A 24,079-nucleotide genomic window follows, 5' to 3' on the forward strand; every position below is an offset into this window, starting at 1 on the left:
TGATGATAACAATCTTGATACCGGCATAGCAGTTGACAGGCTTGGAAATATTTTCGTGTCCTTTCAGGCGCCAATACCGGATATTCCCCAGGTAGTGCAGGTAACTGGCACTGGCGGGTACAATAACTTAGGCAGTGGATTAAATCTTCCCACCGGTGTGGCTGTAGATGGCATAGGCAATGTATTTGTAGCCGACTTTGGGTCTACAGGTATTGTAGAATACCCTGTTAATGGCGCCCCCCAGCTTATTGTAAGCTCGGGACTTAATAGGCCAAACGGAGTAGCATTAGACGGTGCAGGAAATATATATGAATCTGACGCAGGCACCAACACGGTTAAAGAAATTAAAGCGGTTGGGGGGTATTTTATAAGCCCGGGCCTGCCCGCAGGCCTTAATTTCGATGAAAATACAGGCATTATCAGCGGAACGCCAACCGCAGCAAGCCCGGCAACAAACTATACCGTTACCGCCTACAACATCAGCGGCAGCGGTTCAGCCACAGTGAATATCAAAGTAGTAAATATAGGCCTCTCGGGCCTTGCATTAAGCAGCGGCATATTGTCGCCAACCTTTGCAGCGGACACAACCAGCTATACGGCAATTGTACCTGCTGCCACTACTTCAATAACCGAAACGCCAACATCATCAACTCCCTCGGCTACCATAACCGTAAATGGCACAACAGTAGCATCAGGAACAGCTTCGGCAAGCATACCTTTATCACTCGGCGCTAATACCATTACTACGGTGGTAACAACTGCGGGCGGCACAGGGACAAAAACCTATACCGTAAAAGTTGGCCGGGGTTCGGCAGATGCGCTGTTAACGTCTATACATTTAACACCAGCCACAACGCTTACGCTTGTAAGCGGGCCAAGTGATGTAAATTATACAGCACATGTACCTGCTGCAACATCCAGTGTTACCGTTACAGCAACCGAACAGAATGCGACTGCTACCATAACAGTAAATGGTACACCTGTAGCATCAGGGGCGGCGTCACCGTCAATTCCATTATCGATAGGCAATAACGTCATAAATATAGTATCGACTGCGCAGAATGGCGTATCTAGCAAAAAGTATACCATAAATTTAGCCCGCGGCTCGAGCGATGCTTTGTTAACATCCGTACACTTAACGCCAACGTCGCCGCTTATTATTGTATCGGGTCCAAGCTATGTTAATTATAAAACCTCGGTGCCGTATACTACAACAAGTGTCACCGTTACCTCAACAGTGCATGACGCAACCGCTACAATAGCCGTTAACGGCACAACTGTAGCATCGGGTGTGGCGTCACCCTCAATACCTTTAAATGTAGGCAGTAATGTGATAGATATAGTAGTAACTGCTCAAAACGGTGTATCTACTAAAACCTATACCATTACTGCAACCAGGAGGGCGCCATCAAGCAACGCATTGCTTACTTCCATACGTCTGGCACCGGCGACACACCTTACTATTGTATCCGGGCCAAGCTATGTTAACTACACCACAACATACCATAATTCGGTAAGCAGCTGTACGGTAAGGGCGATTGAGCAGGATTTAACTGCAACCATAACGGTGAACGGTACACCTGTAGCATCGGGGGCGGCGGCGCCGTCAATTCCATTAACCGCAGGCAGTGGCAATGTCATCAATATTGTATCTACTGCTCAGGATGGAACCACTACCAAAACTTATACCATCACTGTAACCAGGAATGCGCCGGGATCAATGAGCGATCTTTTCCAAACGGTATCTGTTACAAAACCAACCGACAACCCGATCATAGAAAATGACGGTCTCGTAGTGCACCAGGGCGTATCACCTAATGGCGATGGCATCGATGATGTGTTCACCATCGAGGGTTTAACTGCTTATCCGCAGAACAAAGTATCGATACTTGACCGTAACGGGGCCGTTATATTCCTGGCAAAAGGTTATGATAACCAGTTGACAGGATTCGACGGGCACTCAAATATTAACGGCAGGATGCAATTGCCGGGAACTTATTTTTATACATTGGATTATACTGTTAACGGGGAAAATAAGCATAAAACAGGATACATTATATTGAAGTACTGATGTTAGTCCATGGTCGATAGACCATAGGGCACCTCTAAAAACTCGTGGGAACAATGAGGTTAAGCAGTTTTTACGAAAGTACTGACACTAATTTGTCAGTACTTTTCGCATTTTTAGGGGAGCAAATAAGGCAAAAAATGCGTTATTAATGCAGAAACAAGCTTTTTAGCAAACCAGGGCGACCTTTCACTGTTTCACCCTGTACACTGTTTCACTGTGAACAGCAACGTAAAACTATACTATAATACAGGTATAGCTTACATTGGGCATCGGTTTGTGTTTATTACCCGCCGGCTAAAATGTTAAACGCGATTTCCCTGGCACCATCATGGCGGCTTGTTGCATTAATGCCCCCGTAATTTTGTAATTTTGCAGAAAAAAATATTGCCCTCTGATTAATGGATGAAAACCGATTAAATATTTTAAATGAATCGAACCGGATGCTTAGTAAGCTGCAATTGCTTTCTGTTTATTTTGGGGATGATATTATTTATAAAATTTATTTACGCAGCCAGGTAATCCATAAACTTTTTGAGAACAATCCCGAGCTTGACATCAATAAGCTGGAACTTTTTCACCTGCAGTTTACCGCCAGCCTGATTGAGCTGCTCAGGAAAATAAAAAAGAACAACGAGAACAACATCAGCATCTTGTTTGATGAGATCCAGGTAAATAAAGAGATGGTTGAGAAATTGAATGATTCGGCTTATACCGAAAATAATTTCAATATTGATAAACAGCGGCAAGCGCTAAAGGTCAACCTCTCCTTACGGAAGCTCTTCCAGGTGCTATCGGACGATTCTTCGGACGATCCGCTTTCCAAAAACATCAATGCTTTTAGCTCACGCTTTGCTCCCGATTTCTTTTACAGCATCGATAACAAGCTGTTCGATGACCTTGTTGCTTATAATGACAACGAGGTTTATACCAGCAACTATGCAGTTATCCAAAAAAAGTTAATGGGACTGTTATGCAAATACGATTTTAAAACGGAGTTTTTCTGCGGGTTAAAATCAGGTACCCAGGTAATTGAAGTTTATAAATTTACAGATACGGAAAGGCACTTTTTATATTTCCCTGCCCGTAATTTATTTATCTTTTTGGATGTAGCCCGGATCAGTGGCTTAGATTGGTCAAACAATCTTTCGAAGAAAGAAAAGCTGATCCACGAGCTAAATGATAAGAATGATAAATTATTGAGCAGTGCCGGCGCAATAAAATCAAATATGCCTCCCGACATTAAAACGCTACTGATCGAGGACCTGAAAAAGCTGGAGGATATTAATTTCCTTCAAAACCTGAGCAATATTGATGTACAGGCCAATATTTTAAAAACCATGTTAAATACCGACATCAACTAATACAGCACAGCGTGATACTTAAGCTTAACAAAATAATCGCATCAATTTTTGGCATAGGGTTTTTAAAAGGCGGTGGCACCTATGCAGCATTGGTAACCTGCGGAGGCATCTGGCTGCTGTGGCAAAGCCCGGCTTTTCAAAACCCGCTCTATCTGCTGGCAATCACCATTGTTATAACGCTTTTAGGTGTTTATGTAAGCAATAAAGTTGAACCGGATTGGGGTGAAGACAGCTCGCGCGTGGTGATTGATGAAGTTGCCGGGATGCTGATTTCCGTGTTATTTATACCTGCCAATATTTATTTTCTATTAGCCGGATTTATTTTATTCCGTTTTTTTGACATTGTAAAGCCCCTGTATATCCGCAAAATGGAAGCACTCCCCAGCGGAACCGGGGTAATGATGGATGACGTGCTGGCAGGGGTATATTCGAATATATTGTTGTGGGTGGGGTATTGGGGATCGGTTACGTTTTTTAAATAAAGAAATAAATCACCTGGTTTTGTATACTATTATTATCGTTACCCATGCAAACATTCATTATAAAAGTACCGGACCACAAACTCCAAATCGTTGATGCGTTCTTAAAAGAATCAGGCCTCGCTTTTAGAAGCCAAACACATGTTGCTAATGCTGATACTAAAGCAGCAATGGACGAACTAAAAAGTGGTAAAGGCAGGCAATTTAAAAGCGTCGACGAACTTTTTAAAAGTATCTAATCATTCCGTCAGCTCAAAGCACCCTCCTCCGATTAAACTATCTAAATACTTCTATATTCACTACCTTAAACTCCGCAACTTTCGGGTCGGATTGCGTATTGCAGCGCCGTACTTTTGTTATGTACAAATAAGGAAAACAAAATGAAAGACCAAGAAATAACAAATTATAGCCGCATTGAAGACGCAATAGGCTATATAAGAGATAACTTTAAAAATCAGCCAACGCTTGATGAAATTGCAGAAAAGGTACATTTAAGCCCTTTCCATTTTCAACGCATTTTTACCGACTGGGCAGGCGTAAGCCCCAAGAAGTTTTTGCAATACATCAGCCTCGATCATGCCAAAAAAATGCTGGAAAGCCAGGCTACATTATTTGACACCGCCTTTGAAACCGGCCTGTCGGGCACCAGCCGCCTGCACGATCTGTTTGTAAATATTGAAGGGATGACACCCGGCGAGTATAAAAATGGCGGTGAAAATCTATCCATAAACTATAGCTATGCCGAAAGCCCGTTCGGGAATGTGCTGGTTGCTTCAACCGAAAAAGGCATCTGCCATATAGCATTTGCAAACAGCGAAGCCGAGGGATTAATAGCCCTAAAAAAAGCTTTTCCAAATGCAACTTACAAAGCTATGGTTGATCTGATCCAGCAAAATGCGCTATACATTTTCAAACACGACTGGAGCAAGCTGGATGAAATAAAACTCCACCTGAAGGGTACCGATTTCCAGATAAAAGTTTGGGAAACGCTGTTAAAGATTCCTGCAGGAAAGCTCTCAACCTACGGCAACATTGCCAGTCAGCTTAACCAGCCAACTGCCTCAAGAGCAGTAGGTAGTGCGGTGGGCGATAACCCGGTAGCGTTTTTAATCCCCTGCCATAGGGTGATCCAATCAACCGGTGAATTTGGGCAATACCACTGGGGCAGTAACCGTAAAACGGCAATAATAGGCTGGGAAGCAGCACAAGCGGAAGCACTTAATTAAAAACATTTGTCATTATCATTAACAGACTTACGAAGTTTAAAAAACTTCGTAAGTCTTGCTGTCAAAAAAAATGAACAACATAAATAAAAGAATTGAAGCCATAAACTGGTCCTCAATTACCGAAGCTATGAACTCAAATGGCTATGCCATTATACCCGGCCTAATCCATCCGGATGAATGCAATGCGCTGGTCCAAAACTATGCGGATCCGGGAAGCTACCGTAAAACAGTGGTAATGGAAAGATACCGCTTTGGCCTGGGTGAGTATAAATACTTCACTTACCCTTTACCGCCTATAGTACAGGAGTTAAGGCAGCAGGTGTATCCCAAACTTGCACCCATTGCCAATAACTGGATGCGGGCGCTGAATATTCAAACTGTATTTCCGGATACTTTTGAAGAGCTGCAACAGCTTTGCCACGATAATAAACAAGATAAACCAACCGCATTAATTTTAAAGTACGGCCCCGGTGGGTTCAATACCCTGCACCAGGACCTGTATGGCGACATTTACTTCCCGATGCAAATGGTTATCTTTTTGAATGAGCCGGATGAAGATTATACAGGAGGAGAATTTGTGTTAACAGAACAGATCCCGAGGGCACAATCAAAAGCAATAGTTTTAAAACCGCGTAAAGGTGATGTACTGTTATTTACCACTAACTTTCGCCCGGTAAAAGGCACAAAAGGCTATTACCGCGTAAATATGAAACACGGGGTAAGCGCGTTGCACAGCGGCGAGCGCTATACGCTTGGCATTATTTTTCACGATGCATTAAGTTAATGGTTAGGCATATTGATATCAACAACCAGGATGTAAGAAAGCTCATCAGACATAAAGAAATAAAGCTAGGCGGGAATCGCAATCTTAAAATTTATGGCTTGCTGAGATGCAAGTCGGGCAAGCGGATGAAGAGGGAAAACCGGGTGTTTTTTACTGACCTGGGCGAAGCAACTGATAGCGGCTACAGGCCATGTGGAAACTGCCTGCGGTCCGAATATAAAGAATGGAAAAATGGATCTGTTTAGCAAAAACACTATCGAAAACCTGTTGCCCTATGATGGTACAGTAAATTACCATGGCAAAATTTTAATCCCCGATGACGCCGTAAACTATTGCAATATTTTAATGGATACCATTGCCTGGAAAAATGATGAGGCCGTTATTTTTGGCAAACACATTATCACCAAACGCAAAGCTGCGTGGTATGGCGATGCAGGGTATTTCTACACCTACTCGGGTACAACCAAACAAGCGCTTGCATGGACGCCAGAGCTGCTTGCATTAAAGCAGTTGGTTGAAGAAATAACAGGAACAGTCTTTAATTCCTGCCTGCTAAACCTTTATCACAACGGCGAAGAAGGAATGGCCTGGCACAGCGATGATGAATCGTCGCTCGGAAAAAATACCACCATTGCCTCACTCAGCTTCGGCGCCGAAAGGAAATTCAGCATGAAACACAAAGCCACCAAACAAGCGGTTTCGGCTATGCTTGAAAATGGCAGCCTGCTGGTTATGAAAGATGCGACACAAACCCATTGGCTACACAGTTTGCCAAAATCAAAAAAAATAAGCCGGCCAAGGATCAACCTCACCTTCCGCACCATCATTAATTAAACACAACCCTATAAGGACGCGCGCAGACTATTTATGCTATCAATTAATGCGGCATACTGGTTTGCCATTTGATTAAAAAGGCTTTGATCTATAGAATAAGTCAGACTATTGTTGCGTTTTTCAACATTTAATATTCCCAGGCTTTTTAATTCTAAAACATGCTCATTAACTGCCTCCGTATTTAACGCAATTTGGTTAAAATCCTCGGGGGTTATTGTGTTACCATTGGTGGTAATGAACCTGATGATAGCAACCCTTGCCGGTAATGCCAATGCATTGGTAAAAGTTGATAATTCATTATCACTATCAATGAATCTTGAATTTAAGAATGACATAACAAAAAGTATTTTTTGCAATGAATGTAAATTCAGCTATACCGTTCCAGGTGTTGTGCCTTTACAGTTCAGTTATTAAAATTGAATGAATAAGAAGTTTGAGCTAATAAGAGGATACTGTTGCATTGAATATACGCTACAGCGAAATGTAGTTTAAGCTCAAATTCTCCAGGCGCAAAGCAAGGGTAAAAGGTTTGCGGAATATGATCTTTCTAAATATTTGTACGCTAAATAATTATTTAGCCTAAAGAATAGAAAATATAAAAAGGAAAGAATAAAAAACGCGAATGTTGCCGTTACAAGCCTTTTAGTTAAAGCTAATTTAGGGTGTGAGGGAAGCTTTTCAGAGAACGGAGCCGGTTTTTTTTTAGATAAAAGTCTTGCTTCCGATTTTAATGGCCCTGTTTTATAAACTTTAGCAGTTATAGTTATTTGCCCCGAAGCTTCAGCTATACTTGAGTGAAATGACACATAGCAGCACGAAAATACTAAGATCAGCAAAGCAATGCTAAGTGCTAACAATCTCCTGGCTATGTTTATGAAACGCATTTGTTTATTTAACAATAATTTATATCAACCAGGGGATCTTGATATGTTAAGATATAATAGCGCAAAGTTATACCGGCATTGTTAATTAACTTCCTTTATAGTGTTAATAAATTATTAACTAATTGTATAAAAAAAGCAGGATGTTCATCCAAAACACCCCGCCATCCTTATTGATTATGTATTATTGATTATGCAATGTTTAAAAAAGCAGGATGTTCATCCAAAACACCCCGCCATCCTTATTGATTATGTATTATTTTCCGTAAACAATCCATGAAGCTTTTGACCAGTCGTTAGCCGGATCAACTGCGCCTACATAGGTAGTTTTAGTAAAGAACGTATCAGTTAAAGCTGAAGCAGTAAACGCAGCAGTAGCTGTAATGGCAGCCGAACCTGCTTTGGGTAAAATATTGGGAGCTGTGTTATTAAAAGGATCAGTTAAACCAATATCCGCGGCAGTGGCAAACGTTTTGGTTTTATCACGGGTTTCAACAAGTGCTTTTAAGCCGTCGGCTGATAATAAGGCAGCATTGGTTAACTTGTCAATCTTATAATTAGCACCATATGATTGTAACAGGCTGTTTAAAAACCCGCTTGTACCGGCAATATAAAACTGAGCAGTTACATCATTATCAATATCCAAACCTGCTTTCTGTCCGCCTAATACAATTGAATTGGCTAACGTAAATTTAGAACCTCTTCTCCAGCGCATATTATAGCCGTAATCGGCAGATACACCTGTTGCATTATTGGGCCCGATAGCTGTAAAGTTTGATAACACCGGACTTGTAACCGGGGTTAATAAATAGCCTTTGGCATCGGTGGTGTTATCAACCTCAAGGTTATTTGAAATATCACCTGTTGTTCCTTTATTATCAGTAAATGCAGGGTCTTTAATTGAAATACCAAACTGGATCTTACCGCGGTATCCGTCATCCAAATCAAAATCATCATCGGCATTGTTATAAGCTAATAAGTATTTAGCATTAAATGTTCCGCCGAAAAACTCAAAAGCGTCATCAAGGCCGCGTAAAACTTCAATATGGTCAACAACAGTACCACTGCCTACAGTATACATGCTTAGGCCATTAACTTCGTCGCCCGGGTTTACCGCCTTACCGGCATATTCAATCCGTATATATTGTAATACTCCTGAGTTATCAGCATCATTAGTACCGCCAAATAGCTGGTGGGTAACATCAACACCACCTTCAATAACTGCGTGGTTGCCGTTGCCGGTTGCTTTACCAACAACTACAAGTCCGCCAAAATCACCCGGTTTGGGTGAAGCCTCTGCTGATGTAAAAACAATTGGTTTGGCAGCTGTGCCTGCAGCATTAATTTTACTGCCTTTGTAAATGATCAATACACCTGACGAGTCTTTGTTACTCACAATTTTAGTGCCCGGGTCAATGGTTAATGTTGCATTATTATCAACATAAACATAACCTCTTACGCGGTAGGTAACCCCGGCTGTCCAGTGTGTATCTTTAGTGATACTTCCCCTTACATCAACATTGGTAACCGGAGGTGTACCCGGCTTATTGTCCTTATCGTTATTTTTTGAGCACGAAGCCAGGCCCAGCAGGGCTAAGGAGCCTAATAAATAAAGTGATTTTTTCATATTACTTGTTTAATAATTGCTTGTTAATTGGTTTTTATTTGTGGTTTAAATGTTACTTATGGAAATCAAAATTGTATTTGAATGACAGCATGGTAGAGAAACCAGAATATCGGCTTTGGATGATCTTGTCTTCGCTGCTTTTGTAAGCCGTGCTGTTTACAGACCCATAGTTGTTATAATAAACAAAGGGTTGTGCCAGCAGATCAGAAACGGTTAGCTTAATTTCGGCCCGTTTATTAAACAATGTTTTGCTAAGCTGCAGATCAATTACGTCGCGCGGCTTTTCATAAATATCAACTCCACCTGTTACAGCCCTGAAGCGCAGGCGCTCGCCAATACGGTTGTAAAGCACGTTGAAGGTAAGGCCACCGTTTTCAGGCGTGTAATAAATTCCTGAATTGATCAGGTATGGCGATTGCCCCTGCAACGGTGTTGAAACATCCCGGCCATCGGCAAGTTTTACTTTTGCGTTGATGTATGATGCATTGACATAAAAAGTAACATTCCTCAAAAAGCTGCCATCGGCAATAAAATCCAGTTTTTTACGCAACTCCGCCTCAAAGCCAAAATCTGTGGCATTTAGTGCATTTTGGTATGTTAAAATATCGTTACCCTGGTTAATTTGCTCAATAGGGTTTTTGAATTTTTTGTAGAAGGCAGATATCGAAATAACTTCTCCGCCTGATGGAAAGTATTCATATCGCAGATCCGCATTGTCAATTAGGCTTCTTTGCAGATCAGGGTTTCCGGTTATAATAAAGTTGTTCTGGTAATCAAAATACCTGAAGCTTGCCAGTTCCCTAAACTCCGGCCTGTTTACAGAGCGAAAATAGGATGCGCGCAGGTTTGTTTTTGGGGTTAAGCTGTAAGTTAAATTACCGGAGGGCAAAACATCGGTGTTATTATATTCCTGTATAGGTTTGCCTGCAGGCGAAAGCGTTTGGTTATAACGTTCAACCCTTGCGCCCCATACAAACCTAAGTTTGCCTGTTAGTTTATTATCAAGCATTACGTAGCCGGCATCCTGCTCCGCCTTACCTTTGTAATCGGTAGAGCTCAGATCAAGGCGGGAAAGATCAATCCCGTTTTGCTGGATACTCTCCGGGCTAAAAACATTACCTATTGTTAAGCCGTTACTTAGTTCCAGGTTCTTTTTACCGGGTGCAAATGCTGCCGAATAACCTAAAGCATCAATACTGAAATCACGGTCTCGATGAGATATTAAACCACCGAATTTAAATTTCTGCGGTTGATCCAGCCATTTAAACGGGATAGCCAGGTTTGCTTTAGCGCCGTAAATATTTTCATTTAATTTACTGTAGATGCGGCCCAGGCTATTTGGCAGCGGACTGTTCTCTGATGCCAGTACAATATACTCGGGTAAATTTTCAGGTGTAAAAACGGTTACTATCCGCTGATCCGGCTGGTTACGGTATGATAAGCCGTACGATCCGCTCCAGTCAAAAACAATGTTCCGCCTGCCAAAAGTATGCTGCCCCTCTAATACGGAAGTATAGATTCCGTTTTGGGTGGTCTCAACCGAGTATCCCTTATAACGCAGCGGCTCTGTTTGGCTGGCTTCAAAGTTGAGCGCATTGTTTGTTTGCTCAAAATCAACACTAAAATCGTTATTATATAAATTTCTTAGGGCGATTTTATTTTTGCCAAACGTGTAGGCAAAATTCAGTAATCCGCCAAGGTTTTTATAGCTGGTAAATACGTTACGATCATAACTATATACCGGGAGCTCAGCAGCAGAATTGTTAAAGCCAAAATATCCAATCCGATTCCCAAATGATGCCTTGTGGCCATTGGTATAATTTAAACTAAAGTTATACCCAAACCGATTATTGTTTTTAGTGGTAACCGAATTGCCTGTTGATAATTGAAGGCCGATATTAGGCAAACTGCCTTGCCCTTCGGAATAGCCAAATGTGTTTGGAAACTGCTGCGCTATGGCTACCTTTTCGGCGCCGGTAGTGCCTGATGTATAGTTCCCTTTAATATTTTTGTAAGCGTCAGGTAGCTTCCGCGATCCATCGTCAAAGCCCAGGAAATCATATTTACCCGACGGGCTGGCATCAATAAAGTTATTCTTGAAAGTGGTTTTTGAATTATAACCTATGCTTAATGCAGCCTCAAGGTACTTGCTATCGGGGATATCTTTTGTAATGGTGTTAATGGTGCCTCCCGAAAAATCACCGGGAAGATCGGGAGTAGCGGTTTTGTACACCACGATGTTATCGACCAGGCTCGAAGGAATGATATCAAAAGAAAAAGCTTTTTTATCAGGTTCGGAACTTGGAAGAACGGCATTATTTAAAAGATTATTGTTATAACGTTCAGCCAGGCCCCTTATAACCACAAATTTTCCATCCTGAACTGAGGTACCGCTGATGCGTTTTAAAACATCACCGGTATTACGGTCGGGCGACCGGCGGATCACATCTGCAGAGATCCCGTCAGTAACCTGGACATCATTTTTCCGCCTTGCATAAAGCGCGTTTACTGATTCCTGCTTAAAAGTTGCCTTAATAACTACCTCATTAAGGTTTTGCAGGGCGGCTAAGCCAAGTGTAATATCAAGCGGTGTAACCGCGCCTTCCTTTACTTCAACATCTGATATTGATTTGGTTTGATAACCAATATACTTTATAACTATAGTGTATTTGCCGGGTTGCAGGCCGTTTAGCAGATATCGGCCTTCAACATCTGCAGCAACGCCAGTGGTGGTACTTTGGATACCAACGGTTGCCCCTATTAAGGTTTCACCTGTTTTTTCATCAAGTATTTTGCCGCCTATCTTACCTCTATTTTGAGCAAATAATGATAATGAACAACCTGAAAAGAGAACAATTAACGCGACAGAAAAATATTTATTGATGAACATAACTTTAAATAACACCACAAAAGTATTGGGGTATAGTTAAGCCAATGTTAATTAAAAGTTATCAAATCGAATATCTTGAATATTGAATTTGAAAGAATAAAGAACAGCCACGCTGCTTTTGTAAAAAACTTATTAACTTTTGGGCGATTAAATAATATTTAGTTAATAGCCCCTATATTTGAGCACTTTATGGCTAACCACAAAAAAGCGGAGTTTACCTCAATTGATCAGCGGATCTCGGAAGTTGCTAAAGCAATGTCGCATCCTGCACGCATTGCAATTCTTCGCATTTTGGCCCAGCATCCTAAATTTACCTGCGGCGAAATTGTGGAGATCCTGCCACTTTCGCAGCCAACGGTGTCGCATCATTTAAAAGAATTGCTGACAACAGACCTGATCACGGTTATAAATGAGGGTAAAAAATCGTTATACGAGGTAAACTGGAATAGCTGGGGACAGTACACCGGCGAATTTGGCGACCTCCTTTCTGCACTACAAAAGAAATAGTTTGGCAAATTCTCCAGCGATGCCAATCCCCGTTCCACTATATCTTTAATTCCTGTAACACATTACCTGCTAAAAAAGTCATAATTTAGCTTGGTTATTTTTATAGAGCGTCCTTTTTAGTTTTTTACGAGTTTAAATGATAAGAAAAAATAAATTTTTAATCCTGCAATTTAAGGTATGTAAGATTGTATTTCTTTTTATTTTACTGACCATTGCTTTTAAAAGCAATGGTCAGGGGCTGCAATTCAACTCGAATGATAGCTTGCTGAGCAAGCGTACCTCCTACTCGGTTTTTAAAACAGATCCCCCTACATTCTCCGGTCATTTATATATAAATTTTGATCTTTCCCTATGGGATAATGAGCATCTGGGCTATATCTTAAATATAACCGACACCAAAAACAACTCCTATAGTTTAAGCTCAATCTATAATGGCTCACCCTTTTTAAACTTCAATATCGATAGCAAAAGCAATAAGATCAACATCCCGCTCACCCAAAACCAGCTGAAAAAACGCAACTGGATGCCGGTTAAAATTGATATAGATTTAAAAGCCAATACCGTAGGCATTTTTATAAATGGCAAGAGGTACAGGGCCAGCGGGTTTAATTTTGATGGCGCCATTACTCCTAAAATATACTTTGGAAAAAATGAGCACTACTCCGATGTGCCCAAAATGGCCATCAGGAATTTAACCGTAAGTGATGCCAGTAAGAGCTACAGGTTCCCGTTAAATGAGTGGAGTGGAAAAAGCGTGTATAGTAGTGACGGGGATGATTCAGGCCTGGTAGAGAATCCTGTTTGGTTAATTAATGAATCTTATTTCTGGACACAAAAGTTTACCCGAAATTTTACCGAAGTAACAGGCATTAATTTTAACGAAGCCGGGCAAAAGCTGCTGATGTTTAAAAGCGATTCGCTGATATCATATGATGTACAGCGGAATAATTTATCAATCCAGGCTTATCAAAACAAATGCCCTATCCCCCTGCATTTGGGCAAAAGCATCATCAATACCAATGAAAATAAGCTGTACGCCTATGAAACTTTAAAAGCCCCAAAAACAGCCCCGAGCATTGCCGCGCTTGATCTGAACACCTTAAAATGGGATATCATTGGAAACGCTACCATAACCGAACAAAGGCATCATCATAATGCATTTTATAACAATGCGAAGGATACGCTTTACCTGTTTGGTGGCTACGGCTCGTTCAAATATTACAAGGACTTTTTCGAGTACAATAAAAAAGCTGACACCTGGGATAAAATAACTTTCACCGGCGATAAAATAATGCCGCGCTTTTTTTCGGGCTATAGTCAGGCCGATGAAAACAATAATGTTTACATATTTGGTGGTTATGGCAATCAAAGCGGAAACCAGATAGTTGGCGGCAAGCATTTTTACGATCTGTACTGCATTAACTTAACCACCCGCACCATAAAAAAATGCTGGGAAATAAAACCCCCTGCCGAGGATTTTGTAGCAGCCAACAACCTCATCATCTCCAGCGATAAAAAATACTTTTACGCTTTATGCTATGCGCATGAAAAACCCAGGACCAGCTTAATGCTCTATAAGTTCTCTATAAAAGATGGTTCGTACGAGGTGGTTAGCGGAAACATCCCCGCTAAAGGCGAGCGGATTGAGACAGACGTTAATCTTTTTTATAACCACAAACAGGAAACTTTTTACTGCGCCATCCAAGAATTTACCACACCCGATTATTCAACCATAAGGGTGTATTCGCTGGCATCGCCACCTGTACGTGAGCAGGATTATTTAGCGTCACAGCAAACTAACGTATCTTCTGGCTGGACTTTTAGAATGATAATACCTTGGTCGGCAATTGTTTTATTTTTAGTTGTTGTCATATTAGCCTTTTTGTATTTCAAACGAAAAAAGAATAAATCTGAATTGATACCTGAAGAAATTGACAGGGATTCAGCAGTTATTGCCATTCATAAAAAAGAAGACGAGAAAAAAGCCAATGCCATTTATTTATTGGGCGAGTTTACGGTGTATGATAAAACCAGCAGGGATATCACTTATATGTTTAGTCCTAAGATAAAGCAACTGTTTATCCTGGTATTATTAAACAGTAAGGATGAAAGCGGGGTGGTATCAAAAAAGATCTCAACAACACTTTGGCCTGATAAAGATATTGCCAAAACAAAAAATATAAAGGGCGTTACCATTAACCACCTGCGCAATATTGTTGCCGATATTAATGGCCTTGAGCTTACTTTTTTAAATGATACCTACTGCTTTAAATTAAGCGATACGTTTTTTTGCGATTACTTTATTGTAACGGATGCGATTAAAGAACTAAACAATGCTGCTAAACAAGCAGATGAAAATATATTAACTCATTTTGACCTTATAGCCCGTGGCGGTTTATTACAGCACATCCCCGAAACCTGGCTTGATGATATTAAGCAAAGCTATGAGGAAATACTAATGCCTGAAATCCTCCCCGAAGTGAAAAAAGCTTACGAAAGTGGCGATTTCCGCAAAACCATTGAAATAACCCGGGTAGTTTTAAATATCGATCCGTTTAATGACGAGGCCATCAAATATAAACTAAAAGCCCTGAGGCGGATTAAAGGTATTGAGTACGCCCACAAGATCTACAATGATTTTATCGCCGAATATGAAAAATCATTAGGCGAGCATTATCCAATTCCCTTTGAGAAGATCTGTGCTGTGAAGCAGGGTTGATTGGGTTGGATTAGGTTGACTGAGTTAGATTTAACGTCTTCGCAGGGTCTCTCATAGAGGCCCCTGCGCAATGTTTGTGGTTACCTAAAACTTATTTGCAATGGAATAGCATGTGGCTATTACCATCTAAAAAACTTATCCATCGCAGGGTCCTCTTTGAGAGACCCTGAGGAAACAGGAACCGGAAAGCCTTGTCATTTTCTATCTTTCGGACTTCCGGACTTTACTGACTTTCGGACTTCCCCCTCAATCAACCGATTAAAAAATCGGTTAATTCCACCCGGTTAATGAAATTTTAACGCTATTAACCCCTTTTTTAACCCATCCTTTAATACCGTCCCATTTAATATTGTTTCACCAATTGAAGAACCCGGGGGTTAACCAGCCTCTATTTTCTGATTGGCGAGAAATTATTATAAACCAATTAATTTATTTTATGAAAAAAACTTTTACCAATTATGGTGGCTGCTATGACGTCCATCATCGGGGTAAATTCATGAAGGGACTGTTTAGATACGGGACACTGTTCATGCTTTTACTTCTCTCCCTCTCCACTTTCGCACAAAGTACGGTACAAGGTACAGTTAATGACGAAAAAGGGCAATCCATTCCAGGCGTAACCATAAAAGTTAAAGGCACAACTGCCGGCACGATTACGGATATTAACGGGAAATTTTCCATCGCTGCTGATAAAGGAGCAATACTAGTGTTCACATTTTTAGGCTATGAGGAAAAAAACATTAAGATTACCGACCAGAAAACTTACAATGTGTCGCTGGAGCCTGCCTCCTCAACACTTAATGAAGTTGTGGTGGTAGGTTATGGTACGCAAAAAAAGGCCTCCTTAACAGGCTCCGTTACCTCGGTAAGCAGCCATGAGATTGTAACTACCAAAAATGAGAACATTGAAAACATGCTTACCGGTAAGGTTGCAGGTTTACAGGTGGTACAAAACACATCTGAACCTGGAGACTTTTCAAACAACATTTCAATCCGCGGCATGGGCAACCCGCTAATTGTAATTGATGGTGTTGAACAACCTAACTTTTCTGTTACCGGCGGCAATGGCGATAACAATGTAGGTACAAGTAACATTTTTTCGCGGCTTGACCCGAACGATGTTGAAAGTATTTCAGTTCTAAAAGACGCCTCTGCCGCAGTTTACGGTGTTAAGGCTGCAAATGGTGTAATCCTCATCACCACAAAAAAAGGAAAACCCGGAATGCTTCAGCTTAGCTATACCGGAACTTACGGCTGGCAGGTACCCTCGGGTTTACCCAAACCGGTAAACGCTACAGATTACATGACGCTTGTTAACCAGCAGGCTTTGCACCAGGCTAACGGTGGAAACCTGGTTTATACCCCGGCAGATTTTGCAGCTTACGCCAACGGCACCAAACAAAGTACTGATTGGTACGATGCCACTTTCAAAAAGTCGGCAATGCAGCAACAGCATAACCTTACGGCAACCGGCGGCACTGAAAATACGCAGTACCTGTTAAGTGGCGGCTTTACCGACCAGGACGGGATCTTAGCCAGCAACGATCTTAATTACAAGCGTTACAACGTGCGTTCAAATATCACCAGTAAAGTAGGTAAAAACATTACTGTTAATTTAAATATGAGCGCCATTTCTGATAAAAAGAACTCGCCTGCACAGTCATTCTGGTACACTACCAGGGAAGCCTGGCGCGAGCTACCTACCCAGCCTTTTTATGCCAACAACAACCCTCTGTACCTGTTTAATGGCACGGTTGATGGTGGCAACCCCCTTGCCTACGGAAGCTCGGACGTTAACGGCTATAGCACACAAACCAATAAATTCTTTGACGGATCATTAAGCATTGAATATAAAGTGCCGTTTGTTCCGGGCCTTTCTATAAAGGGTTTATATAGCTATGATGAACAGATCCAGGACAATAAACTGTTCCAAAAATCATATAACCTTTATAGTTATGATGATGCAACAAAAACATACATTCCATCGCTTAATAATTCGCCAGCGTTTGTACAAAGGCAATATTATGATTATCCTAAAAATACAGATCAGTTCTCCATTAATTATGCGCATACTTTTGGCGGGGCGCATAACATAACGGCGCTGTTGCTTTATGAAGGAAATGAGCAAAGCGGTGATAACTTTGGCGCCTACAGACAACTTGCAATACCTGTTGACCAGATAATTGCGGGTAATGCATCAAACCAGAATGCCAGCCAGGACGGCAGCAATACCGCTTTATACCAATATGCAACAAACTCAATTGTAGGTCGTGTCACTTATGACTATAAGGGTAAATACCTGGCCGAGTTTAGCTTCAGGGATGATAAGTCGTCAAGGTTCGCACCAAGCCAGGGATGGGGATTTTTCCCATCAGCTTCCTTAGGATGGCGCATATCTGAAGAGGAATTTTGGAAAAATTCATCTGCCTTATCATTTATTGATAATTTAAAGCTTCGCAGCTCTTATGGTGTATTGGGTGATGACGGCTCATTATACTATCAGTTTTTAACCGGGTACAATTATCCGGCAGGTGGTTCAAATAACCAGTTGCCTGGTGGCGCCGTGTTTGGCAATACGTTCATAAATGCTGTTCAAAGCAAGGGGATTCCTAACCCTAACATCACCTGGTCAACCTCACATACATTTGATGCGGGTATTGATATTGATGCATGGAAGGGGCTATTCAACATCACATTTGATTATTTTATCCGCGACAGGAAGGGTTTGCTTGCATCAGCAGTTTTGCAAGTACCCGATGTGCTCGGAGCTCCGCTGCCACAGGACAACCTAAATGGCGACAGGACCAAAGGATTTGATTTTGAAGTTGGTCACAGAGGCAGCATAGGTAAATTCAGATATAACGTAAAGGGCACATTCCTGTATACCAATACCATGAACACCACTTTTGCTGAATCCAAAAAAGGCAATTCCTATCTTGATTGGCAAGGTATGAATACCAACAGGAACCAGGGAATCCAGATGGGTTATGGCAGCGTGGGACAATATCAGAACTATCAGCAAATTTTAAACAGCCCGGTTTATGCTAACAGGGCTGTAGTAGTAGGTGATTACATTTACCAGGACTGGAATGGCGATGGGCAAATTGATGGCAATGATGTGCATCCTATAGCTTATGGCGGCAATCCGAACGGCGGGCCGGCAATTCCCAAAATAACCTACGGCCTTACCCTTGGCGGTTCGTATGGAAGCCTTGACTTTAACCTGTTGTTCCAGGGAACCGGGATGTACAGCGTTTCATACATCGAGCAGTTAAACATCCCGCTTTGGGGTGGTGGCAGTGCCCTTACACAGTTCACAAACGACTGGCATCCGGCTGATCCGACTGCTGACCCTTACAACCCGAATACCGTATGGGTACCAGGCAAATTTGCCTACACCGGCACAACTGCCAATACCAACTCATCATTCAATTTTGTTAATGCGGCTTATTTAAGGCTAAAAAGTGCTGAAATAGGCTATAGCTTGCCAGGCAGGGCATTAAAGGTAATAGGCGTTAGGGGGGTAAGGATATTTGCAAACGGCTATAACCTGTTTACTATCACAAATGTAAAATACGTCGATCCGGAACATCCATCAGGTACTTACGGTTATTTATACCCGCTCGACAAATTGTTTAACATTGGCTTGGATGTCAAATTCTAATCAGCAACAGATCATGAAAAAATATAAATATTTAATATTATTGGTATTCTTAATGGCGGGGATCTCGGCTTGCAGAAAGCTAAATATCCCTCCTAAAAATATCATCCAGGATCCGGACGTTTTCACGTCAAACGGTGGGATCCAGGCTTATATGGCACGCCTTTACAGCGAATTGCCTATTGAAGATTTCAGGTATTCACCTCAAAGAGGATTAAACTTTTTTTGGATCATCAGCCCTACTCCGGCTACAACCGGCGAAGCATTAAGCCGTGACCAAACAGGCTCGATGCAGGAAAATCTTGGTGGATGGAATTGGGGTTTCTGGGGAGGTTCATATACTATAATACACGATTGTGATTACTTTATTCAAACCTTGCCTAAATACGCAAGCACTTACAGCACAGCACAGGTAAATGCTTGGCTTGGCGAAGCTTACTTTATCCGCGGCATGACTTACTTTGCACTCGTAAAACGAGTAGGCGGTGTTCCAATTGTAAATACAGTTTTAAATTACACACCGGGATCTGATGTTACTGATCTTAAAGTGCCCCGTTCATCTGAACAGGCGGTTTGGGACCAGGTAGGCAGCGATTTCGATTTTGCAATAGCTAACCTGCCTGCAGTAAATACTGATTATGGTGATGGAAGCCGTGCAAATAAATATGTTGCAGCGGCATTCAAGTCAAGAGCTATGTTATACGCCGGTTCTATAGCGAAGTATAACACCGCTACCTTATTTGATGCTAATAAGAACCAGCTTTGCGGTATCCCTGCAAGTGCTGCAGCTTCGTATTTTCAAAAGGCCTATGATGCAGCAAAAATGCTGGATGGCGTTTATAGCCTTTATCTATCGGCATGGTCTGCAACAGACAAAACCGCGCAATATCAGAACTTCATAAACCTGTTTTTTGATGCGGCAAGCAAGGAGAATATTTTTGTACGCGAATACAATTATCCAAACTCGGTACACGGTTATGATGCTTACAATGTTCCCCGCCAGCTGATAGGGCCAAATGGCTATTCATCCGAAGTAAACCCAACGCTCAATTTTGTGGAGATGTTTGGCGGCTTACCTAAAAATGCCGATGGTACCCTTAAAACACTTGATGCAAGCGGACACTACATCATGTACAACAATACAATGGACCTGTTTGCCAATGCCGAGCCAAGGTTAAGGGCTACGGTGATATTTCCGGGTGATGCCTTTAAAGGACAAAATATCGAGATCCGCCGCGGTATTTATACGGCTTCGTCTGCAGGTGGGATCAGTCCGTTGCTGCCGGCCGGATCAAGGTCACAGTATCCGCTTACAAATCTTGTAATCTCATCTACCTCTACCCAAACAGCTTATAAGCTACCAAACGGAACGTTGATGAACCCTGCCGGATTAAGCGGAATTTTTACAGGCGATCAAACCTGCGCAATTTCAGGCTTTTCTGTCAGAAAATGGCTTGATCCGAACCTGCCAACTTCACAGGCAAAGGAAAATAATGAAACCCAAACATGGATAGAGATGCGTTATGCCGAGGTATTATTAAACCGCGCCGAAGCTGAACTTGAACTGGGCAGTGCGGGTACTAATGGTGCGAATGCGGCAGATGCTTTTACCGTTATCAACCAGATCCGTTCAAGGGCAGGAGCAACTCTATTAGCCGGTACAGGTTCGCTTACCATTGATACTTTACGTATGGAAAGAAGAAAAGAACTTGCCTTTGAGAATAAAACCTATTGGGATTTAAAGAGATGGAGAATATTTGACAAGGAGCAAAATGGAACTATTTATAAAATATTAATGCCATTTTATTCGTCAGATGCCGGTAAATTCTTCTTTGACGCGCGTACCGACGAAAGGAATGACATTTATACTTACGACCCAAGGTGGTATTATGAGCAGATTCCGCAAGGCGCTATACAGAAAAGCACTAACTTAATTCAGAACCCAGGTTATTAATACATAAAAAATGAAAAAGCTATTTTATACAGCAATGTGCCTGGTAGTGGTTGTTGCCAGCTCATGCAGCAAGGTAGACAACTACGCACCGCCATCGTCTACATTATCAGGCAGTACTATCGACGCAGGCACAGGGCAAACCGTGCAAACAGAAATTGGCGGTGGCGGCACACGCGTTAAACTGCTTGAAACAAGCTATAGCGCTAACCCTACGCCCTATTATTTCCAGTCGATGCCGGATGGCACATTTAACAATACCAAATTATTTGCCGCAACCTATAAGATTTCGGTAGAAGGGCCTTTTGTGCCGATTGTACAAACCGATAACACAGGCACTGTTACTTCAGACGCCAGCCAAACCATTGTTTTAAAAGGTTCGGCAACCGTTAACTTTAAAGTTCAGCCATTTTTAAGGATTGAGTGGGTTGGCAAACCTGTTTTTAATGCCGATAAAACGGTAACTGCCCAGGTTAAAATTACCCGTGGTACCGACAATGCGGCTTACCAGCTTGATGTAACCAACATTAACCTGTATGTAAGCAATACCCAATACGATGGTAATAACAATTACGACCCACGGTATTCAGCCCTTGTTTCGTATAGCGGTTCGGCCGGTACCAGCCTTTTAGGGCAAACTATTACCATAACCACTATTGGCGGCGCATTGCCTGCACAGGATGTTTACTTCAGGGTTGGCGCCAGGATAAACGCCGGTCTCGACGAATACAATTACAGCACGCCTGTTAATGTACAATATCCATGATAACTATTTTGAGCAGGGCTTCGGCCCTGCTTTTTTTACCCTACAGCTACTTATAATAAATTATTATCTTAATGAAAAGATCTATCCTGTTTTATAGCCTGATGGTTACATCATTTTCCCTGTTTGCGCAGCAAAATGACCGGGCTACCGGGCAGCTTCTCCAAAAAACCGCTTTTCAAACCAGCAGCCCCTGGATGCCGGAGATTGATGTACGATCAGACATTGCCATTGTTTATGGTGCTAATGATCGCGCCGGAATGACCTTTGAACAACGCGTACAATCATGGCGCGACCATGGCTACCAGGTAAACTTTATGACAGGCATTGCCTGGGGCCAGTATTATGATTATTTTTTGGGCAAGTGGGATGGCAAAAACCACCTTGGCGTTGGCCAGGTGACCATTAAGGGCGATACCATTATGCATGGCCGGAACATGCCTTATGTAGTGCCTGTACAATCGTTTATTGATTATATGAAAACGGCTGTGGTTAAAAGGGTGATTGATGCCAACATTACCACTATATTTTTAGAAGAGCCCGAATTTTGGGCGCGCGCAGGATACAGCGCGCCATTTAAAGAAGAGTGGCAAAAATATTACGGCTTTCCATGGAAACCCCAGGATGCATCAGCCGAAAACACCTATCTATCGAGCAAACTAAAATATCATTTATACTATGACGCTATAAAGCAGGTATCCGAATACGCCAAATCATACGGCAAAAATAAAGGGGTGGACGTTAAGGTTTTTATAGCTACACACTCCCTTGTTAATTATTCATCATGGCAAATTGTAAGCCCGGAAGCAAGTCTGGCCTCATTACCCAGCATTGATGGCTACATAGCCCAGGTGTGGACCGGCACCGCCCGTGAACCTACTTACTTTAACGGGATCCAAAAAGAACGTGTTTTTGAAAATGCCTTTCTTGAATATGGCTCGGCCGTTTCAATGACAGCGCCAACAAAACGCAAGATGTTCCTTTTAACAGACCCTATTGAAGACCGCGTGCATGACTGGAGCGATTACAAGCGCAATTACCAGGCAACATTTACCGCCAAACTTTTATATCCCATGGTTGCCGATTACGAGGTAATGCCATGGCCTGAGCGCATTTATACCCATCCATACCCTGTATTGGGCAGCAACGAAAAGATCCTGATCCCCCAGTTTTACTCAACCCAAATGCAGATAATGGTTAATGCTTTAAACAGCATGCCAAAATCAGCCAACCAGGTATCGGGTGTTAATGGTGTTGGGGTGTTAATGAGCAATACGCTGATGTTCCAGCGCTTCCCAACTCATAACGGGTTCGAAGATCCGCAGTTCTCCAACTTTTATGGGCAAACGTTGCCACTGTTAAAACGCGGTGTGCCGGTACAAACCGTGCACATGGAAAATCTTGGCTATATGGCATCATTAAAAGACATTAAGGTTTTGGTGATGAGCTACTCAAACATGAAACCGGTATCTGCAGAGATTCATACCGAATTAACAAGCTGGGTTAAAAAAGGTGGTGTATTAATTTATTGCGGCAGGGATGATGACCCTTACCAATCTGTAATGGAATGGTGGGATACCAAAGGCAATAAGTTTACAGCGCCATCACAGCACCTGTTCAAGCTGCTTGGCATAAAACCAACAAAAGAGAATGAAAGATTCAAAGTTGGTAAAGGTGCGGTTTATGTGTTAAGGCAAAATCCTAAAGAGTTTGTGATGCAGGCTAATAACGACGATACGTTCATCAACCTGGTAAAAAAGGGATATGAAAAAGATGCCAAAGCCGGCGAGCTGGTATTTAAAAACAGCTTGTATCTGGAAAGAGGCCCGTACGATGTGGTTTCGGTACTTGATGAAAATGCAGACAGCAAACCATACACCATAAAGGGCCCTGTTATTGACCTTTTTGATCCGCAATTGCCGGTACTTTCCGAAAAAACGCTTAACCCCGGCGAACAGGCATTATTATATGTAGTGAATCGTGTTGCCGATAAAACAAAACCACAGGTTTTAGCATCAGCTTCCAGGATATATGATGAAAAGATCCAAAAAGGCAGCTATTCTTTTATCGCCAAAAGCCCTGTAAAAACATTAAACAGCGTACGTATACTGTTGCCTGCAGAAGCAAAGGCAACTACTGTTACCGATAGCAAAGGACAAACCATTACTGATGTTAAAACATCGTGGGATAGCTCATCAAACACGCTATACCTCGGCTTTGCCAACAACCCCGATGGTATAAAGGTTGATCTGCAATGGTAAAAGAACTTTTTTGAGGAAAGGTTGGTTACTTCCGTGCACAAGCAATTGTGCGCGGGAGTTTTTT

General features: G+C 42.0%; 17 protein-coding genes. 14 read left to right on the forward strand and 3 right to left on the reverse strand.

Annotation, left to right across the window (positions count from 1 at the left end; translation table 11 throughout):
- From BUE31_RS29540 to BUE31_RS29575, 8 genes are all read left to right on the forward strand, one after another.
- The coding region (locus BUE31_RS29540) for a cadherin-like beta sandwich domain-containing protein (RefSeq protein ID WP_143167303.1) at positions 1-2,071 on the forward strand (2,071 nt) is incomplete at its 5' end.
- Between the two features lie 398 nt (positions 2,072-2,469).
- Positions 2,470-3,432 (forward strand): hypothetical protein, encoded by a 963-nt coding sequence (locus tag BUE31_RS29545; RefSeq protein ID WP_073407536.1) that lies wholly within the window; start codon positions 2,470-2,472, stop codon positions 3,430-3,432.
- An 11-nt stretch (positions 3,433-3,443) separates the two neighbouring features.
- The gene (locus BUE31_RS29550; RefSeq protein ID WP_200802007.1) at positions 3,444-3,914 is read left to right on the forward strand and encodes a phosphatidylglycerophosphatase A family protein; all 471 of its coding nucleotides are present in this window, start codon (positions 3,444-3,446) and stop codon (positions 3,912-3,914) included.
- Positions 3,915-3,958: 44 nt separating this feature from the next.
- Positions 3,959-4,150: a hypothetical protein gene (locus BUE31_RS29555; protein WP_073407537.1), complete on the forward strand. Its 192-nt coding sequence runs from the start codon at positions 3,959-3,961 to the stop codon at positions 4,148-4,150.
- Between the two features lie 141 nt (positions 4,151-4,291).
- Positions 4,292-5,137, forward strand: a complete 846-nt coding sequence (locus BUE31_RS29560) for a bifunctional helix-turn-helix domain-containing protein/methylated-DNA--[protein]-cysteine S-methyltransferase (RefSeq protein ID WP_073407538.1) — start codon at positions 4,292-4,294, stop codon at positions 5,135-5,137.
- 70 nt (positions 5,138-5,207) lie between these two features.
- Positions 5,208-5,921, forward strand: a complete 714-nt coding sequence (locus BUE31_RS29565; protein WP_073407539.1) for a 2OG-Fe(II) oxygenase — start codon at positions 5,208-5,210, stop codon at positions 5,919-5,921.
- A complete protein-coding gene (locus BUE31_RS29570) occupies positions 5,921-6,166 on the forward strand; it encodes an Ada metal-binding domain-containing protein (RefSeq protein ID WP_073407540.1) in 246 nt (81 codons plus the stop codon). The genes BUE31_RS29565 and BUE31_RS29570 overlap by 1 nt, the downstream gene beginning before the upstream one ends.
- The gene (locus BUE31_RS29575; protein ID WP_073407541.1) at positions 6,153-6,755 is read left to right on the forward strand and encodes an alpha-ketoglutarate-dependent dioxygenase AlkB family protein; all 603 of its coding nucleotides are present in this window, start codon (positions 6,153-6,155) and stop codon (positions 6,753-6,755) included. The genes BUE31_RS29570 and BUE31_RS29575 overlap by 14 nt, the downstream gene beginning before the upstream one ends.
- An 8-nt stretch (positions 6,756-6,763) precedes the next feature.
- Here the strand turns inward: BUE31_RS29575 and BUE31_RS29580 are convergent, their stop codons facing one another.
- From BUE31_RS29580 to BUE31_RS29595, 3 genes are all read right to left on the reverse strand, one after another.
- Complete coding sequence (locus BUE31_RS29580) at positions 6,764-7,090, reverse strand: hypothetical protein (protein ID WP_073407542.1); 327 nt, start codon at positions 7,088-7,090, stop codon at positions 6,764-6,766.
- An 802-nt stretch (positions 7,091-7,892) separates the two neighbouring features.
- Positions 7,893-9,263, reverse strand: coding sequence for a hypothetical protein (locus BUE31_RS29590; RefSeq protein ID WP_073407544.1), 1,371 nt, complete (start codon positions 9,261-9,263; stop codon positions 7,893-7,895).
- Between the two features lie 52 nt (positions 9,264-9,315).
- Positions 9,316-12,153: a TonB-dependent receptor gene (locus BUE31_RS29595; protein ID WP_083620510.1), complete on the reverse strand. Its 2,838-nt coding sequence runs from the start codon at positions 12,151-12,153 to the stop codon at positions 9,316-9,318.
- A 189-nt stretch (positions 12,154-12,342) separates the two neighbouring features.
- Between BUE31_RS29595 and BUE31_RS29600 the strand changes: the two genes are divergently transcribed.
- The 6 genes from BUE31_RS29600 (at position 12,343) to BUE31_RS29625 (ending at position 24,015) form a co-directional block, all read left to right on the forward strand.
- Positions 12,343-12,660 carry an ArsR/SmtB family transcription factor gene (locus BUE31_RS29600; protein ID WP_073407545.1) on the forward strand — a complete coding sequence of 106 codons (318 nt, stop codon included), beginning with the start codon at positions 12,343-12,345 and terminating at the stop codon, positions 12,658-12,660.
- A gap of 136 nt (positions 12,661-12,796) precedes the next feature.
- Positions 12,797-15,379, forward strand: coding sequence for a Kelch repeat-containing protein (locus tag BUE31_RS29605; RefSeq protein ID WP_073407546.1), 2,583 nt, complete (start codon positions 12,797-12,799; stop codon positions 15,377-15,379).
- Between the two features lie 436 nt (positions 15,380-15,815).
- Positions 15,816-19,043, forward strand: a complete 3,228-nt coding sequence (locus BUE31_RS29610; protein ID WP_073407547.1) for a SusC/RagA family TonB-linked outer membrane protein — start codon at positions 15,816-15,818, stop codon at positions 19,041-19,043.
- Between the two features lie 13 nt (positions 19,044-19,056).
- Positions 19,057-20,994 carry a RagB/SusD family nutrient uptake outer membrane protein gene (locus BUE31_RS29615; RefSeq protein WP_073407584.1) on the forward strand — a complete coding sequence of 646 codons (1,938 nt, stop codon included), beginning with the start codon at positions 19,057-19,059 and terminating at the stop codon, positions 20,992-20,994.
- Positions 20,995-21,004: 10 nt separating this feature from the next.
- Entirely contained in the window at positions 21,005-21,757 is a 753-nt protein-coding gene (locus BUE31_RS29620; protein ID WP_073407548.1) for a DUF3823 domain-containing protein, read from the forward strand.
- Positions 21,758-21,828: 71 nt separating this feature from the next.
- Entirely contained in the window at positions 21,829-24,015 is a 2,187-nt protein-coding gene (locus tag BUE31_RS29625) for a hypothetical protein (RefSeq protein WP_073407549.1), read from the forward strand.
- Positions 24,016-24,079: the final 64 nt, after the last annotated feature.

Origin of the sequence: Mucilaginibacter sp. OK098 (assembly GCF_900142915.1) — a bacterium.
Lineage (GTDB): Bacteria > Bacteroidota > Bacteroidia > Sphingobacteriales > Sphingobacteriaceae > Mucilaginibacter.